We start from the raw sequence: 15,519 nt of genomic DNA, 5'->3' as shown, positions 1-15,519 counted from the left end.
GCCCTCCTCATGGCCTAGACTGACCCGCATCTGCTGTCCTCCGCTTTTAAGGCCTCTTGCATGTCCGATCCTCGCTACCAGATCGACGTCAGCGTCGTCACCCGCTTCCTGGCGGACCAATCACAACCCGAGCAAAATCGCTTCGCCTTTGCCTACACCATCACGGTGAAAAACAACGGGCTGGTGCCGGCCAAGCTGCTGTCCCGCCATTGGGTGATCACTGATGGCGACGGCCAGGTCGAGGAAGTACGCGGTGCGGGTGTGGTTGGCCAACAGCCGCTGATCGACAGCGGTGCAAGCCACACCTACAGCAGCGGCACGGTGATGACCTCCAAAGTCGGCACCATGCAAGGCTCGTATCAGATGAAAGCCACCGACGGCCAGTTGTTCGACGCGATCATCGCGCCCTTCCGCCTTGCCGTGCCCGGAGCCCTGCACTGATGGCGACCTATGCGGTCGGTGACCTGCAAGGCTGCCTGGAACCCCTCAAGTGCCTGCTTGAACGAGTAGCCTTTGACCCGGCGAACGATCGCTTGTGGTTAGTCGGTGACTTGGTCAACCGCGGCCCTGAGTCCCTGGCGACCCTGCGCTACTTATATAGCCTGCGTGATTCCCTGGTGTGCGTGCTGGGCAACCACGACCTGCACCTGCTGGCTGCCGCCAATAACGTCGAGCGCCTGAAAAAAGGCGATACCCTGCGCGAGATCCTCGAAGCGCCGGACCGTGCGCAATTGCTCGACTGGCTGCGCCGACAAAAGATCATGCATTACGACGAAAGCCGCGACACGGCCTTGGTCCATGCCGGCATCCCGCCCCAGTGGACACTGAAAAAAGCCCTCAAGTGCGCCGCCGAAGTCGAAAACGTATTGGCCGACGACAGCCTGTACACCACTTACCTCGACGGCATGTACGGCAACGAACCGGTGAAGTGGGACAACGACCTCAGTGGCGTCACGCGCCTGCGCGTGATCACCAACTACTTCACGCGCATGCGCTTCTGCACCGCCGAAGGCAAGCTGGACCTCAAGAGCAAAGAGGGTGTCGACACGGCCCCGCCCGGCTACAAGCCGTGGTTCGCTCACAAGGACCGCAAGACCCGTGACACGAAGATCATCTTCGGTCACTGGGCGGCCCTTGAAGGCAAGTGCGACGAACCCGGCGTGTTCGCCCTCGACACCGGTTGCGTGTGGGGTGGCGCCATGACCTTGATGAACATCGACACCGGCGAGCGACATAGCTGCCAGTGCGAATCCCCCCTTTCCGTTACGCTGCCGGCCGCCAAGCCCTAGGAGCCCCCATGAGCGAATTCAAACGTATCCCTCCCGAACAAGCCCAAGCCCTGCGCGAGCAAGGTGCCGTGGTGGTCGATATCCGTGATCAGCCCACTTATGCAGCCGCCCACATCCGTGGCGCCCAGCATTTGGACAACCACAATATCGCCGACTTCATCCGTGCCGCCGACCTCGACGCGCCGGTAATTGTCGCGTGCTATCACGGCAACTCAAGCCAGAGCGCGGCGGCCTACCTGATCAGCCAAGGTTTTTCTGACGTCTATAGCCTGGACGGTGGCTTTGAGCTGTGGCGTACGACCTATCCTGCAGAAATTGCCTCCGGCGATTCGCAATAATTTTTTTCACACCCCGCTACCCCGCGTGACGCTTGGGCTCGCGCCGTTTCTGACGAACGGCGCAGTCAAACTAATTACGCATCGCACCTTGACCTCCCGGATTCCGAACTATCCTTAAGCGCAGGCCATCCGAATCAGGGGAGAGCCGGTACACCGGCGTGCGGGTCATCGGTAGCGTTTCAGGGTGTTCTGGGGGGAAAACAGCCATTGGCGATCGCCATGGCTGCCAGCATCGACTGATTGATCCGGCGTCGGCTCCACGTATCGAGCGAGGTGACGACGTCATGAGTATTTTTAGCCACTTCCAACAACGCTTCGAGTCCACACAGCAGGAAGAACTCACGCTGCAGGAGTATCTTGAGCTGTGCAAAAAGGACCGCAGTACCTACGCGTCTGCCGCCGAACGTTTGCTACTGGCAATCGGCGAGCCGGAACTGGTAGACACCTCGAACAATTCGCGACTGTCGCGAATATTTTCCAACAAGGTGATCCGCCGTTACCCGGCCTTTGAAGACTTCCACGGAATGGAAGAATGCATCGACCAGATCGTCTCCTACTTCCGCCATGCCGCCCAAGGCCTGGAAGAGAAGAAACAAATCCTCTACCTGCTCGGCCCTGTCGGCGGTGGTAAATCGTCCCTGGCCGAAAAACTCAAACAACTGATCGAGAAAGTGCCCTTCTACGCGATCAAGGGCTCACCGGTCTTCGAGTCGCCCTTGGGCTTGTTCAACGCCACCGAAGATGGCGCGATCCTCGAAGAAGACTTCGGCATCCCACGCCGCTACCTCAACACCATCATGTCGCCCTGGGCCACCAAACGCCTGGCCGAGTTCGGCGGTGATATCAGCCAATTCCGCGTGGTGAAACTCTACCCGTCGATCCTTAACCAGATCGGCGTGGCCAAGACCGAACCGGGGGACGAGAACAACCAGGACATCTCTGCGCTGGTGGGCAAGGTCGATATCCGCAAGCTGGAAGAATTTCCACAAAACGACGCCGACGCCTACAGCTACTCAGGCGCGCTGTGCCGGGCCAACCAGGGCCTGATGGAGTTCGTGGAGATGTTCAAGGCACCGATCAAGGTGCTGCACCCACTGCTGACTGCGACCCAGGAAGGTAACTACAACAGTACCGAAGGCCTGGGCGCGATTCCGTTCACCGGGATCCTGCTGGCCCACTCCAACGAATCGGAATGGCACACCTTCCGCAACAACAAGAACAACGAAGCCTTCATCGACCGGATCTACATCGTCAAGGTGCCGTATTGCCTGCGGGTCAGCGATGAAATCAAGATCTACGACAAGCTGCTGTTCAACAGCTCCCTGGCCAAGGCCCATTGCGCACCCGATACCCTGAAGATGCTCGCCCAGTTCACCGTACTGTCGCGCCTCAAGGAGCCGGAAAACTCGAACATCTACTCCAAGATGCGCGTGTACGACGGCGAAAACCTCAAGGACACCGATCCCAAGGCCAAATCGATCCAGGAATACCGCGACAGCGCAGGCGTTGACGAAGGCATGAACGGGCTGTCGACGCGCTTCGCGTTCAAGATCCTGTCCAAAGTCTTCAACTTTGACCCTCACGAAATCGCCGCCAACCCCGTACACCTGCTCTATGTGCTGGAACAGCAGATCGAACAGGAACAATTCCAGGCTGAAACCCGCGAGCGCTACCTGCGCTTCCTCAAAGAATACCTGGCGCCGCGTTACATCGAGTTTATCGGCAAGGAAATCCAGACCGCGTACCTGGAGTCCTACAGCGAGTACGGCCAGAACATCTTCGATCGCTACGTGCTCTACGCAGACTTCTGGATCCAGGACCAGGAATACCGCGACCCGGAAACCGGCGAGATCCTCAACCGCGTTGCCCTCAACGAGGAACTGGAGAAAATCGAGAAACCGGCCGGTATCAGCAATCCGAAGGATTTCCGCAACGAAATCGTCAACTTCGTGCTGCGCGCCCGCGCCAACAACAACGGCAAGAACCCTACCTGGCTCAGCTACGAGAAGCTGCGGGTGGTTATCGAGAAGAAAATGTTCTCCAACACCGAGGACCTGCTACCGGTCATCAGCTTCAATGCCAAGGCCAGCAAGGAGGATCAACAAAAACACAACGACTTCGTTACACGAATGGTCGAGCGTGGCTACACCGACAAACAGGTACGCCTGCTATCCGAGTGGTACCTGCGGGTTCGCAAATCGCAGTAAGGCAGCGACGCGCGTGCAGTGCCAGGCCTAGGGCCTGGCAACTGACCGCCTGTCTTTAAGCTTCCAGCTCGCAGTTTGAAGCTTGTAACGTGAAGCTGCCCGGAGGGCTCCCCTATGAGCTATGTGATCGACCGACGCCTCAATGGCAAGAACAAGAGCACGGTAAACCGCCAGCGTTTCCTGCGGCGTTACCGTGACCACATCAAAAAGGCCGTAGAAGAGGCCGTGAGCCGCCGTTCCATTACAGACATGGAGCACGGCGAGCAAATCAGCATTCCCGGACGGGACATCGACGAACCCGTGCTGCACCACGGTCGGGGCGGCAAACAGACGGTCGTGCACCCCGGCAATAAAGAATTCACCACCGGCGAACATATCCAGCGCCCCCAAGGCGGTGGCGGCGGCAAAGGCCCGGGCAAGGCGGGTAATTCCGGCGAGGGCATGGACGAGTTCGTGTTCCAGATCACTCAGGAAGAGTTTCTCGAATTCATGTTCGAAGACCTGGAACTGCCCAACCTGGTCAAGCGCAACCTCACCGGTACCGACACCTTCAAGACTGTACGTGCGGGGATCAGCAACGAGGGCAACCCGTCTCGCATCAATATCATCCGCACCCTGCGTTCAGCCCATGCGCGGCGGATCGCCCTGTCGGGTAGCAGCCGCGCCAAATTGAAGGTAGCCAAAGAAGAGTTGGCGCGCTTGAAGCGCGAAGAGCCCGATAACTTCGGCGATATCCAGGAAATCGAAGCAGAAATCGAGAAACTCAGCGCACGTATTCACCGCGTGCCGTTCCTCGACACCTTCGACCTGAAATACAACCTGCTGGTCAAACAACCCAACCCCAGTTCCAAGGCCGTGATGTTCTGCCTGATGGACGTGTCAGGCTCCATGACCCAAGCCACCAAGGACATCGCCAAGCGCCTCTTTATCCTGCTGTACCTGTTCCTGAAGCGGAACTACGACAAGATCGACGTCGTATTCATCCGCCACCACACCAGCGCCCGGGAAGTCGACGAAGAAGAATTCTTCTATTCGCGGGAAACCGGCGGCACCATCGTTTCCAGCGCCTTGAAGCTGATGCAGGAGATCATGGCAGAGCGCTACCCTGCCAACGAGTGGAACATCTACGCCGCCCAAGCCTCGGACGGTGACAACTGGAATGACGACTCGCCCATCTGCCGCGACATCCTTATCAACCAGATCATGCCGTTCGTGCAGTACTACACTTACGTTGAGATCACCCCCCGTGAGCACCAGGCCCTGTGGTTCGAATACGAGCGCATCGGCGAAGCCTTTGCCGACACATTCGCCCAGCAGCAACTGGTCTCGGCCGGCGATATCTACCCGGTCTTCCGTGAACTCTTCCAGCGCAGGTTAGTGACATGACCGCCAAAAAAGAGCAAAAACGCCAACCCATTTCCACGGGGTCCGAGTGGACCTTTGAACTGATCCAGGCCTATGACCGGGAAATCAGCCGCATCGCGGCGGGTTACGCCCTGGACACCTACCCCAACCAGATCGAAGTCATTACCGCCGAACAGATGATGGATGCCTACGCTTCGGTGGGCATGCCCCTGGGCTATCACCATTGGTCCTACGGCAAGCACTTCCTCAGCACCGAGAAATCCTACAGCCGGGGCCAAATGGGTCTGGCCTACGAGATCGTGATCAACTCGGACCCCTGCATCGCCTACCTGATGGAAGAAAACACCATCTGCATGCAGGCCCTGGTGGTGGCCCATGCCTGCTATGGGCATAACAGCTTCTTCAAAGGCAACTACCTGTTTCGCACTTGGACCGACGCCAGCTCAATCATCGATTACCTGGTGTTCGCCAAGCAGTACATCATGCAGTGCGAGGAGCGCCACGGCATCGATGCGGTGGAAGACCTGCTCGACTCCTGCCATGCGCTGATGAACTACGGCGTAGACCGCTACAAACGCCCCTACCCGATTTCTGCCGAGGAAGAGCGCCTGCGCCAGAAGGAGCGCGAGGAGCATTTGCAGAAGCAGATCAACGACCTGTGGCGCACCATTCCTAAAAAGACCGGCAAAAACAGCGACAAGGACAATGCGCGCTTCCCCGCCGAACCTCAGGAAAACATCCTGTACTTCCTGGAAAAACACGCGCCGTTGCTAGAGCCTTGGCAACGGGAAATCGTGCGCATCGTGCGCAAGATCGCTCAGTATTTTTACCCACAGCGCCAGACCCAGGTGATGAACGAAGGCTGGGCAACGTTCTGGCACTACACCCTGATGAACGACCTGTACGACGAGGGCCTGGTCACCGACGGCTTCATGATGGAGTTCCTGACTTCCCACACCAGCGTGGTGTACCAGCCCGGCTTCGACAGCCCGTATTACAGCGGCATCAACCCCTACGCACTGGGCTTTGCCATGTACCGCGATATCCGGCGCATGTGCGAACACCCCACCGAAGAAGACCGCCGTTGGTTCCCGGAAATCGCCGGCAGTGATTGGCTGTCTACGATCAAGTTCGCCATGAGCAGCTTCAAGGATGAGAGCTTCATCCTGCAGTACCTGTCGCCCCAGGTGATTCGCGACCTCAAGCTGTTCAGCATCCTCGACGATGACCTCAAGGACGACCTCGTGGTACCGGCTATCCACGACGAGCCGGGCTATCGCACCATTCGTGAAACCCTGGCCGCGCAATACAACCTGGGCAATCGCGAGCCCAACGTGCAGATCTACAGCATCGATGTGCGTGGTGATCGCTCGCTGACCCTGCGTCACCAGCAGCACGACCGTAAACCACTGGGCGAATCCACCGAAGAGGTGCTCAAGCATCTGCATCGGCTGTGGGGGTTCGATATCCACCTGGAGACCCTGCAGGGGGACCAAGTGATGAAAACCCATCACGTGCCACCGCGCAGCGATCACGGCGACAACGATTACGGCCGCCTGGACCTGGCTGTCGTTCATCTCTGAAACAGCAAAGCCTCCATTGGTCAGGCACAGGCGGTATCCTGTGCCGCTAATGGAGGCTTTTTCATGAAAATCTACAAAGTCGGCGGCGCCGTACGTGACCGCTTGTTGGGCATCAAGGTCACCGATATCGACCGCGTTGTCGTTGGCGCGACGGCTGAAGAGATGCTCGCCAAGGGCTACAAGCCGGTCGGCGCTGACTTCCCGGTGTTCCTGGACCCAAAAAACGGCGATGAATACGCACTGGCCCGCACCGAACGCAAGAGTGGCCGGGGTTACGGCGGCTTTGTGTTCCACGCCAGCCCAGAAGTGACACTGGAAGAAGACCTGATTCGTCGTGACCTGACCATCAACGCGATGGCGGAAGATGATGACGGCAACCTCACCGATCCGTACCACGGCCGGCAGGATTTGGAAGCGCGCATTTTGCGCCACGTTTCCCCCGCGTTTGCCGAAGATCCCCTGCGAGTGTTGCGCGTTGCTCGCTTTGCTGCGCGCTACGCCCATCTCGGGTTTACGGTCGCGCCGGATACGCTGGAACTGATGCGCCAACTCAGCGAATCCGGCGAACTTGAGGCGCTGACGCCAGAACGCAGTTGGAAAGAAATTTCCCGCGCACTGATGGAAGATCAGCCACAGGTGTTTATCCAGGTGCTACGCGACTGCGCAGCCTTGAAAACCCTGATGCCCGAAGTCGATGCACTGTTTGGCGTGCCGCAACCCGAGGTCCATCACCCGGAAATAGACACCGGCGTGCACACCCTCAGCGTGCTGGAACAGACTGCCCTGCATAAACAACCACTGACCGTACGCTGGGCCTGCCTGCTGCATGACCTGGGCAAGGGCCTGACACCTGTGGATAAGTTGCCGCAGCATATTGCTCACGAACATACGGGCTTGAAGCTGGTCAAGGCGGTCAACGAACGCTTCAAGGCTCCCAGGGATTGCCAGGAGTTGGCGCTGCTGGTTTGCCAGTATCACACGCACGGCCATCGTGCCCTGGAGTTGAAAGCCTCGACATTGCTGGAGCTGCTGCACAGTTTCGACGTGTACCGCCGGCCGCAGCGCTTTGAAGAGTTTGTGGTCTCCTGCGAAATGGACGCTCGCGGCCGCAAGGGTTTCGAGCAGCGAAGTTATCCACAGGCAGATTATTTGCGTGGCGCAGCGCGGGTCGCACGCGAAGTTGCGGTGGCGCCACTGCTGGAGAAAGGATTCAAGGGCCCGCAGTTGGGCGAAGCACTCAAGCGCGAACGGCTCAATGCACTTAAGGCCTACAAGGAGCAGCACACCCTATAGGAGTGTGCTCGGCGTTAGTTGCTGGCCCTGCCATTCAAACCCGACAGGCGCCAGCACCTGGTCGATCTGCGCATCGCGCCATAGTTCGGCCAGGGTCTTGCCCGCCTCGGGATGCACTCGCTGCGGCGCCATCAAAGACAGCGGCCACAATACAAACGCGTTTTTCAGGATCTCTGCGCGCGGCAGGATCAGCCCATCGAAGTTACCCACCAACTCGCCATACAGCAGCACGTCGATATCCAACGGCAGGCCCTTGCGGTCCGGTGCATAACGACCGTTGTCGGCCTCGATAAACTTCAACCGGCGATCCAGCTCCATCAACGGCAGATCGGTATAGGCCGAAACCACCAGATTGAAAAACGGCCCGCTCTTGATCCCCACCGGCTGGCTTTCGAACACAGCCGAACAGCGAATCTCCGTCAAGAAGCTCGCCAGCGCGTCAAGGCCGGCACGCAGGTGTGACTCGCGCTCGATATTGCTACCGAGGCCAAGGTAAACCTGAGTTAGCGACATCCGCGCTCGATCTCCACGCCCACGCCCTTGGCAGCCGGAACGGCGCCTGGCTTGGTCAACTTGAGGTGCAGCCAAGGGATCTGGAACTCGCTCATCAACACTTCGGCCAGGCGTTCGGCAAAGGTTTCCACCAACTGGTACTGGGATTGCTCGGCAAAGGCCTGGATACGCGCAGACACACTGGCGTAATCCAGCGCCAGGGTGAGATCGTCACCGGCGGCGGCCGGGCGGTTATCCCAGGCGAAACTCAGGTCCAGGCGCAGGCATTGGCGGATTCCGCGCTCCCAGTCGTAGGCCCCGATCACGGTGTCGACTTCCAGGCCTTCGATAAACACTCTGTCCAAGCACTCTTCTCCGCAGCACGACAAGGGCGCGATGCCCCGTTAGAATCAGGGCGTCCTCGCCCGGAATAGTTAGCATGTTTTGGTCACTGGCGATTCTCGCCTACCTGCTCGGCTCGCTGTCCTTCGCCATCTTGCTCAGCCGCCTGACGGGAAATCCCGACCCGCGAATGAGTGGCTCACGCAATGCCGGCGCCACCAATATGTTGCGCCTGGCCGGCAAGAAGCTTGCCGTGCTGACGTTACTGGGCGACGTGTGCAAGGGCCTGTTGCCCGTGCTGATCGCCAGCCTCGCCGGCCTCACCCTGCAACAACAGGCCTGGGTCGGCGTGTGTGCCGTCCTCGGCCATTTGTTCCCGCTGTACTTCCGCTTTCGCGGTGGCAAGGGTGTCGCCACGGCAGCCGGCATGCTGCTGGGGATCTACCCACCGGCTGCGCTGCTGGCTGTGCTCGCCTGGCTGCTGACGTTCTACCTGACCCGCACCAGCTCGCTCGCCGCGTTGATCGCCACTCCGCTTACCCTGCCGCTACTGGCCTGGCAGGAACCGGCGGCGCTGTTGCCGATGAGCGTGTTGACGCTGCTGATCGTCTGGCGCCACCGCGGCAATTTACGCGACCTGTTTGCCGGGCGCGAACGGCATTTTTAAATACGCTCGATGAACCCGGCTCACGCTGCGTCCTTACAACGGCGACAACTGCTCCATCGGCCAGCGGGCCTGCACGCTGATCGCCAGGCTTTCATGCTGCCCGGCCTGCAGGCGTTGGCAGCCGGCGTAGGCGATCATCGCGCCGTTATCGGTGCAGAACTCTGGGCGCGCGTAGAACACATCGCCCTTCATGTCGCCGAGCATTTTTTCCAGCGAAGCTCGCAAGGCCTTGTTGGCGCTGACGCCGCCAGCGATCACCAGGCGCTTCATGCCGGCCTGTTTCAGGGCACGCTTGCACTTGATGGTCAAAGTCTCCACCACGGCCTGCTGGAACGCCAGTGCGATGTCGCAACGGGCTTGCTCACTGTCGTCCCCGGCGCTGACGCTCTGCTGCCAGGTGTTCAACGCGGAGGTTTTAAGGCCGCTGAAGCTGAACATCAGGCCCGGGCGATCGCACATCGGGCGCGGGAAGGTATAGCGACCGGCAACACCTTTCTCGGCCAGGCGCGCGATTTCCGGACCACCTGGATAATTGAGCCCCATCATCTTCGCGGTCTTGTCGAAGGCTTCGCCGGCAGCGTCATCCAGGGACTCGCCCAACAGCGTGTATTGACCGATGCCATCCACCTGAACCAACTGCGTATGGCCGCCGGAAACCAACAAAGCGACGAACGGGAACTGTGGCGGTGTTTTTTCCAACATGGGCGCCAACAAATGACCTTCCATGTGGTGCACACCGAGGGCCGGAATTCCCCAGGCAAAGGCCAGCGCCTGAGCGCAAGAGGCCCCAACCAGCAGGGCTCCGACCAATCCGGGGCCAGCGGTATAGGCAATCGCATCGATCTCGGTCGGCACGCAGCCGGCCTCATCCAACACCTGGCGAATCAGGGGCAACATGCGTTTGACGTGATCACGGCTGGCCAGCTCCGGCACCACGCCACCATAGGCGCGGTGCAGGTCGATCTGACTGAACAGCGCGTCGGCCAAGAGCCCGCGTTCACTGTCGTAAAGTGCGACACCGGTTTCGTCGCAGGAGGTTTCAAGTCCCAGTACTAGCATGGGTTTGCGCCTTGTAGAGGCTAAATTCGAAGGCGCGCATAATAGTCGCCACTCCCCCTCCCGACTAGCGGTTTTCGATCAGAGGCTTTGCATTCCGGTCAATGAGGGGTTAACATCCGCAACCCTTAAAAACCGACGACCTCAGCCGCGAATTGTTTGCGACGAGAACGTTGATCCCGGTAATGAAAGAAGGTAGCTCTGGATGCCAGCCGTCAAAGTTAAAGAGAACGAACCCTTCGACGTAGCTCTGCGTCGTTTCAAGCGCTCCTGCGAAAAAGCCGGTGTACTGGCTGAAGTTCGTAGCCGCGAATTTTACGAGAAGCCAACTTCTGAGCGTAAGCGCAAAGCAGCAGCCGCTGTTAAGCGTCACGCCAAGAAAGTTCAGCGCGAACAGCGCCGCGCCGTTCGTCTGTACTAATACACAGACGTTCGTAGCAAGCTTCTGCCAAGCCCGGCCCTCAGCCGGGCTAATGGCATTTGCGGATATCGCTTGATGCTTCACTGTTGACGCCGCACACGCGACCGAGACACTGCTTCACACGTCAGGACTGGCTCTTCTGCCAGCGGTGCACGTCTCTTCTGACGAGCCTAACAAGGCTACTGACGAGCACACTTATTCTTCACCCAGGCGATCGAACCGGTCGACTGTGCCCATCTAGAGCATCCGAGACCAACCTTTGGTCAAGACCGGACGCCAGGGCAACATTTCTTCGCCGAAGACTGATAGAAACTAACGTCAGCGCATGTTCGGCAGATACACTTCCTGGCAGCCCAAGCAGACGATTGATGGTCAAACCATTCGATACGTGCGCTTGAGCACTTCACGGGCCCTCATTTACACGCAGTGATGACGAGAACGCCATGGCCGGGCTGATTCCCCAAAGTTTTATTGACGACCTTCTGAACCGCACCGACATCGTCGACGTTGTCAGCTCGCGCGTGCAACTGAAAAAAGCCGGCAAGAACTACACGGCCTGCTGCCCGTTCCACAAAGAGAAAACCCCGTCGTTCAGCGTCAGCCCCGACAAGCAGTTCTACTACTGCTTCGGCTGTGGCGCGGGCGGCAACGCCCTCGGCTTCCTGATGGACCACGACAACCTGGACTTCCCCCAGGCTGTCGAGGACCTGGCGAAAGCCGCCGGCATGGAAATCCCCCGCGAAGAAAGTGGCCGCCCCCACAAACCGCGACAGCCCACCGATTCGCCGCTGTACCCGTTGCTGACGGCCGCTGCCGACTTTTACCGTCAGGCGCTTAAAAGTCATCCGCAACGCAAAGCCGCCGTCGACTACCTTAAGGGCCGCGGCCTCACCGGCGAAATCGCCCGTGATTTCGGCCTCGGTTTCGCGCCGCCCGGCTGGGACAACCTGTACAAGCACCTGAGCAGCGACACCCTTCAGCAAAAGGCCATGATCGATGCCGGCCTGTTGGTGGAAAACGCCGAGACCGGCAAGCGCTACGACCGCTTCCGCGACCGCGTGATGTTCCCGATCCGCGACAGCCGTGGCCGCATCATCGCCTTCGGTGGCCGAGTGCTGGGGGATGACAAGCCCAAGTACCTGAACTCCCCGGAAACCCCGGTGTTCCACAAAGGTCAGGAGCTCTACGGGCTGTTTGAGGCGCGCAAGAACAACCGCAACCTCGATGAGATCATCGTGGTTGAAGGGTATATGGACGTGATCGCCCTGGCCCAGCAAGGCCTGCGTAACGCCGTGGCCACCCTGGGCACCGCCACCAGCGAAGAACACTTGAAGCGCCTGTTTCGCGTAGTACCCAGCGTGCTGTTCTGTTTCGACGGCGACCAGGCCGGCCGCAACGCCGCCTGGCGCGCGCTTGAAGCCACGCTGTCGAGCCTGCAGGACGGGCGCCGCGCACGCTTCCTGTTCTTGCCCGAAGGTGAAGACCCGGACACCCTTGTGCGATCCGAAGGCACAGACGCCTTCCGCGCACGCATCAACCAACACGCGCAGCCGCTGGCGGACTATTTCTTCCAGCAACTGACCGAAGAAGCCGACCCGCGCTCACTCGAAGGCAAGGCCCACATGGCCACCCTCGCAGCGCCGCTGATCGACAAAGTACCGGGCGCTAACCTGCGCACCTTGATGCGTCAGCGCTTGCTGGAAATCACTGGCCTGAGCGGCGAAGCCGTCAGCCAACTGGTGCACAGCGCACCACAGGATGCACCACCAGCCTACGACCCGGGCATGGATTACGACGCGATGCCGGACTACTCCGACTTCCACCAACCGCAGGAGGCCTACGCGCCCCAGCAGGAGTGGACACCGAAAAAACCCGGCGCCGGCGGCAAAAAATGGGACAAGAAACCCTGGAGCAAGAACGGCAAGCGCGGTGACCGCGACGAAAACTATGCCCCCCGGACTCCGGTTGCCGTAGAAGCTCCGACACTTATTGCGTTACGCACCTTGATCCACCATCCGCAATTGGCGAGCAGGGTAGAAAGTGCCGATCATTTTGCCAATGAGAGCAACACCTATGCCCAGGTGCTGATCGCACTGATCGAAGCCGTGCAGAAAAATCCTAAGCTAAACTCTATTCAGTTGATGGCTCGTTGGCATGGCACCGAACAAGGCCGACTGTTGAGAGCGCTCGCGGAAAAGGAGTGGCTAATTGACGGCGATAACCTTGAACAACAGTTTTTAGACACCATTACTAGGTTATCCGCGGGTCAGCACACGCAGACCCTCGATGAACTCATCAAGAGAGCAAGGCAGCCGGGATTATCGGCTGAAGAGCAAATTCAGATAGCAAAACAGATGCGCGACCTCTTAAAACAGAATGTTTCCGCATCAAACCCGACCTCAGCTGGCGTGTGAGGTCATAGCTCGGGTATAATCCTCGGCTTGTTTTTTGCCCGCCAAGACCTTCAGTGGATAGGGTGTTATGTCCGGAAAAGCGCAACAGCAGTCTCGTATCAAAGAGTTGATCACCCTTGGTCGTGAGCAGAAGTATCTGACTTACGCAGAGGTCAACGACCACCTGCCTGAGGATATTTCAGATCCAGAGCAGGTGGAAGACATCATCCGCATGATTAATGACATGGGGATCCCCGTACACGAGAGTGCTCCGGATGCGGACGCCCTTATGTTGGCCGACGCCGATACCGACGAGGCAGCCGCTGAAGAAGCCGCTGCCGCGCTGGCAGCGGTGGAGACCGACATCGGTCGCACGACTGACCCTGTGCGCATGTATATGCGTGAAATGGGCACCGTCGAGTTGCTGACACGCGAAGGCGAAATCGAAATCGCCAAGCGTATTGAAGAGGGTATCCGTGAAGTGATGGGCGCAATCGCGCACTTCCCTGGCACGGTTGACCACATTCTCTCCGAGTACACTCGCGTCACCACCGAAGGTGGCCGCCTGTCCGACGTCCTGAGCGGTTATATCGACCCGGACGATGGCATCGCGCCGCCTGCTGCCGAAGTACCGCCGCCTGTCGATGCCAAAGCCGCGAAAGCGGACGATGACTCCGACGACGACGATGCTGAAGCCAGCAGCGATGACGAAGAAGAAGTCGAAAGCGGTCCAGACCCGATCATCGCTGCCCAGCGTTTCGGTGCGGTTTCCGATCAAATGGAAATCACCCGCAAAGCATTGAAGAAGCACGGTCGCGCCAACAAGCAGGCAATTGCCGAGCTGCTGGCCCTGGCTGAGCTGTTCATGCCGATCAAGCTGGTACCGAAGCAATTCGAAGGCCTGGTTGAACGCGTTCGTAGCGCCCTTGAGCGTCTGCGTGCACAAGAGCGTGCAATCATGCAGCTCTGTGTCCGTGATGCGCGCATGCCGCGTGCCGACTTCCTGCGCCAGTTCCCGGGCAACGAAGTTGACGAGAGCTGGTCCGATGCCCTGGCCAAAGGCAAGGCGAAATACGCCGAAGCCATTGGCCGCCTGCAGCCGGATATCATCCGTTGCCAGCAGAAGTTGACTGCACTTGAGACCGAAACCGGTCTGACGATTGCCGAGATCAAGGACATCAACCGTCGCATGTCGATCGGTGAGGCCAAGGCCCGCCGCGCGAAGAAAGAGATGGTTGAAGCGAACTTGCGTCTGGTGATCTCCATCGCCAAGAAGTACACCAACCGTGGCCTGCAATTCCTCGACCTGATCCAGGAAGGCAACATCGGCTTGATGAAGGCTGTGGACAAGTTCGAATACCGTCGCGGCTACAAGTTCTCGACTTATGCCACCTGGTGGATCCGTCAGGCGATCACTCGCTCGATCGCCGACCAGGCCCGCACCATCCGTATTCCGGTGCACATGATCGAGACGATCAACAAGCTCAACCGTATTTCCCGGCAGATGTTGCAGGAAATGGGTCGCGAACCGACCCCGGAAGAGCTGGGTGAACGCATGGAAATGCCTGAGGATAAAATCCGCAAGGTATTGAAGATCGCTAAAGAGCCGATCTCCATGGAAACCCCGATCGGTGATGACGAAGACTCCCATCTGGGTGACTTCATCGAAGACTCGACCATGCAGTCGCCAATCGATGTTGCTACCGTTGAGAGCCTCAAGGAAGCGACTCGCGACGTACTGTCCGGCCTCACTGCCCGTGAAGCCAAGGTACTGCGCATGCGTTTCGGCATCGACATGAATACCGACCACACCCTCGAGGAAGTCGGTAAGCAGTTTGACGTGACCCGTGAGCGGATCCGTCAGATCGAAGCCAAGGCACTGCGCAAGTTGCGCCACCCGACGCGAAGCGAGCATCTGCGCTCCTTCCTCGACGAGTGATAACAGAACCCCCGGCCCAGGCCGGGGGTTTTGCTTTCTATCGGTTCCTTTCTATCGGTTAACCGCTGCGCAACACCCCTCCCCCGCAATGCCCGTCTACACTCGAAACATTCCCCGTGCCATAACGAGACCGT

Annotated in this window: 14 protein-coding genes; 11 read left to right on the top strand and 3 right to left on the bottom strand. The window is 59.0% G+C overall.

What is annotated here, in order from left to right; all coding sequences use genetic code 11:
- The first annotated feature begins 60 nt into the window (after positions 1–60).
- The 7 genes from apaG (at position 61) to HF257_RS28205 (ending at position 8,075) form a co-directional block, all read left to right on the top strand.
- Positions 61–441: a Co2+/Mg2+ efflux protein ApaG gene (gene apaG, locus HF257_RS28235; RefSeq protein WP_010206973.1), complete on the top strand. Its 381-nt coding sequence runs from the start codon at positions 61–63 to the stop codon at positions 439–441.
- Positions 441–1,289: a symmetrical bis(5'-nucleosyl)-tetraphosphatase gene (locus tag HF257_RS28230; protein WP_185709278.1), complete on the top strand. Its 849-nt coding sequence runs from the start codon at positions 441–443 to the stop codon at positions 1,287–1,289. The genes apaG and HF257_RS28230 overlap by 1 nt, the downstream gene beginning before the upstream one ends.
- An 8-nt stretch (positions 1,290–1,297) precedes the next feature.
- Positions 1,298–1,627 (top strand): thiosulfate sulfurtransferase GlpE, encoded by a 330-nt coding sequence (glpE, locus tag HF257_RS28225; protein WP_185709277.1) that lies wholly within the window; start codon positions 1,298–1,300, stop codon positions 1,625–1,627.
- 284 nt (positions 1,628–1,911) lie between these two features.
- Complete coding sequence (locus tag HF257_RS28220) at positions 1,912–3,834, top strand: PrkA family serine protein kinase (RefSeq protein ID WP_105698153.1); 1,923 nt, start codon at positions 1,912–1,914, stop codon at positions 3,832–3,834.
- Between the two features lie 114 nt (positions 3,835–3,948).
- A complete protein-coding gene (locus tag HF257_RS28215) occupies positions 3,949–5,220 on the top strand; it encodes a YeaH/YhbH family protein (RefSeq protein ID WP_185712130.1) in 1,272 nt (423 codons plus the stop codon).
- Positions 5,217–6,782, top strand: a complete 1,566-nt coding sequence (locus tag HF257_RS28210) for a SpoVR family protein (protein ID WP_185709276.1) — start codon at positions 5,217–5,219, stop codon at positions 6,780–6,782. Before HF257_RS28215 ends, HF257_RS28210 begins: the two co-directional genes overlap by 4 nt.
- Before the next feature lie 63 nt (positions 6,783–6,845).
- A complete protein-coding gene (locus HF257_RS28205; RefSeq protein WP_185709275.1) occupies positions 6,846–8,075 on the top strand; it encodes a multifunctional CCA addition/repair protein in 1,230 nt (409 codons plus the stop codon).
- On the opposite strand, the gene folK is transcribed toward HF257_RS28205, so the two are convergent.
- Together folK and folB are read right to left on the bottom strand one after the other, a co-directional pair.
- Positions 8,070–8,588 carry a 2-amino-4-hydroxy-6-hydroxymethyldihydropteridine diphosphokinase gene (folK, locus tag HF257_RS28200; RefSeq protein WP_185709274.1) on the bottom strand — a complete coding sequence of 173 codons (519 nt, stop codon included), beginning with the start codon at positions 8,586–8,588 and terminating at the stop codon, positions 8,070–8,072. The genes HF257_RS28205 and folK overlap by 6 nt on opposite strands.
- Positions 8,579–8,932: a dihydroneopterin aldolase gene (gene folB / locus HF257_RS28195; RefSeq protein WP_015886183.1), complete on the bottom strand. Its 354-nt coding sequence runs from the start codon at positions 8,930–8,932 to the stop codon at positions 8,579–8,581. The genes folK and folB overlap by 10 nt, the downstream gene beginning before the upstream one ends.
- A gap of 74 nt (positions 8,933–9,006) precedes the next feature.
- Here folB and plsY point away from each other — a divergent pair, with 74 nt between their 5' ends.
- On the top strand, positions 9,007–9,576 hold the full coding sequence (gene plsY, locus HF257_RS28190) for a glycerol-3-phosphate 1-O-acyltransferase PlsY (RefSeq protein WP_185709273.1): 570 nt from the start codon (positions 9,007–9,009) through the stop codon (positions 9,574–9,576).
- A 33-nt stretch (positions 9,577–9,609) separates the two neighbouring features.
- Here the strand turns inward: plsY and tsaD are convergent, their stop codons facing one another.
- Positions 9,610–10,635: a tRNA (adenosine(37)-N6)-threonylcarbamoyltransferase complex transferase subunit TsaD gene (gene tsaD / locus HF257_RS28185; RefSeq protein WP_185709272.1), complete on the bottom strand. Its 1,026-nt coding sequence runs from the start codon at positions 10,633–10,635 to the stop codon at positions 9,610–9,612.
- Between the two features lie 202 nt (positions 10,636–10,837).
- Between tsaD and rpsU the strand changes: the two genes are divergently transcribed.
- From rpsU to rpoD, 3 genes are all read left to right on the top strand, one after another.
- Positions 10,838–11,053, top strand: coding sequence for a 30S ribosomal protein S21 (rpsU, locus tag HF257_RS28180; protein WP_002551877.1), 216 nt, complete (start codon positions 10,838–10,840; stop codon positions 11,051–11,053).
- Positions 11,054–11,496: 443 nt separating this feature from the next.
- Positions 11,497–13,467 (top strand): DNA primase, encoded by a 1,971-nt coding sequence (gene dnaG / locus HF257_RS28175; protein WP_185709271.1) that lies wholly within the window; start codon positions 11,497–11,499, stop codon positions 13,465–13,467.
- Positions 13,468–13,534: 67 nt separating this feature from the next.
- Positions 13,535–15,385, top strand: a complete 1,851-nt coding sequence (gene rpoD, locus HF257_RS28170; RefSeq protein ID WP_185709270.1) for an RNA polymerase sigma factor RpoD — start codon at positions 13,535–13,537, stop codon at positions 15,383–15,385.
- The last annotated feature ends 134 nt before the right edge of the window (positions 15,386–15,519 follow it).

Source organism: Pseudomonas cremoris, from assembly GCF_014230465.1.
This window is presented reverse-complemented; position numbering and strand designations above follow the sequence as displayed.

Excerpts from the sequence above, each read along its gene's own strand:
- HF257_RS28205 (WP_185709275.1), top strand. The coding sequence starts at position 6,846 with ATGAAAATCTACAAAGTCGGCGGCGCCGTACGTGACCGCTTGTTGGGC.
- dnaG (WP_185709271.1), top strand. The coding sequence starts at position 11,497 with ATGGCCGGGCTGATTCCCCAAAGTTTTATTGACGACCTTCTGAACCGC.
- rpsU (WP_002551877.1), top strand. The coding sequence starts at position 10,838 with ATGCCAGCCGTCAAAGTTAAAGAGAACGAACCCTTCGACGTAGCTCTG.
- HF257_RS28230 (WP_185709278.1), top strand. The coding sequence starts at position 441 with ATGGCGACCTATGCGGTCGGTGACCTGCAAGGCTGCCTGGAACCCCTC.
- HF257_RS28210 (WP_185709276.1), top strand. The coding sequence starts at position 5,217 with ATGACCGCCAAAAAAGAGCAAAAACGCCAACCCATTTCCACGGGGTCC.
- HF257_RS28215 (WP_185712130.1), top strand. The coding sequence starts at position 3,949 with ATGAGCTATGTGATCGACCGACGCCTCAATGGCAAGAACAAGAGCACG.
- glpE (WP_185709277.1), top strand. The coding sequence starts at position 1,298 with ATGAGCGAATTCAAACGTATCCCTCCCGAACAAGCCCAAGCCCTGCGC.
- plsY (WP_185709273.1), top strand. The coding sequence starts at position 9,007 with ATGTTTTGGTCACTGGCGATTCTCGCCTACCTGCTCGGCTCGCTGTCC.
- HF257_RS28220 (WP_105698153.1), top strand. The coding sequence starts at position 1,912 with ATGAGTATTTTTAGCCACTTCCAACAACGCTTCGAGTCCACACAGCAG.
- folK (WP_185709274.1), bottom strand. The coding sequence starts at position 8,588 with ATGTCGCTAACTCAGGTTTACCTTGGCCTCGGTAGCAATATCGAGCGC.
- apaG (WP_010206973.1), top strand. The coding sequence starts at position 61 with ATGTCCGATCCTCGCTACCAGATCGACGTCAGCGTCGTCACCCGCTTC.
- rpoD (WP_185709270.1), top strand. The coding sequence starts at position 13,535 with ATGTCCGGAAAAGCGCAACAGCAGTCTCGTATCAAAGAGTTGATCACC.
- tsaD (WP_185709272.1), bottom strand. The coding sequence starts at position 10,635 with ATGCTAGTACTGGGACTTGAAACCTCCTGCGACGAAACCGGTGTCGCA.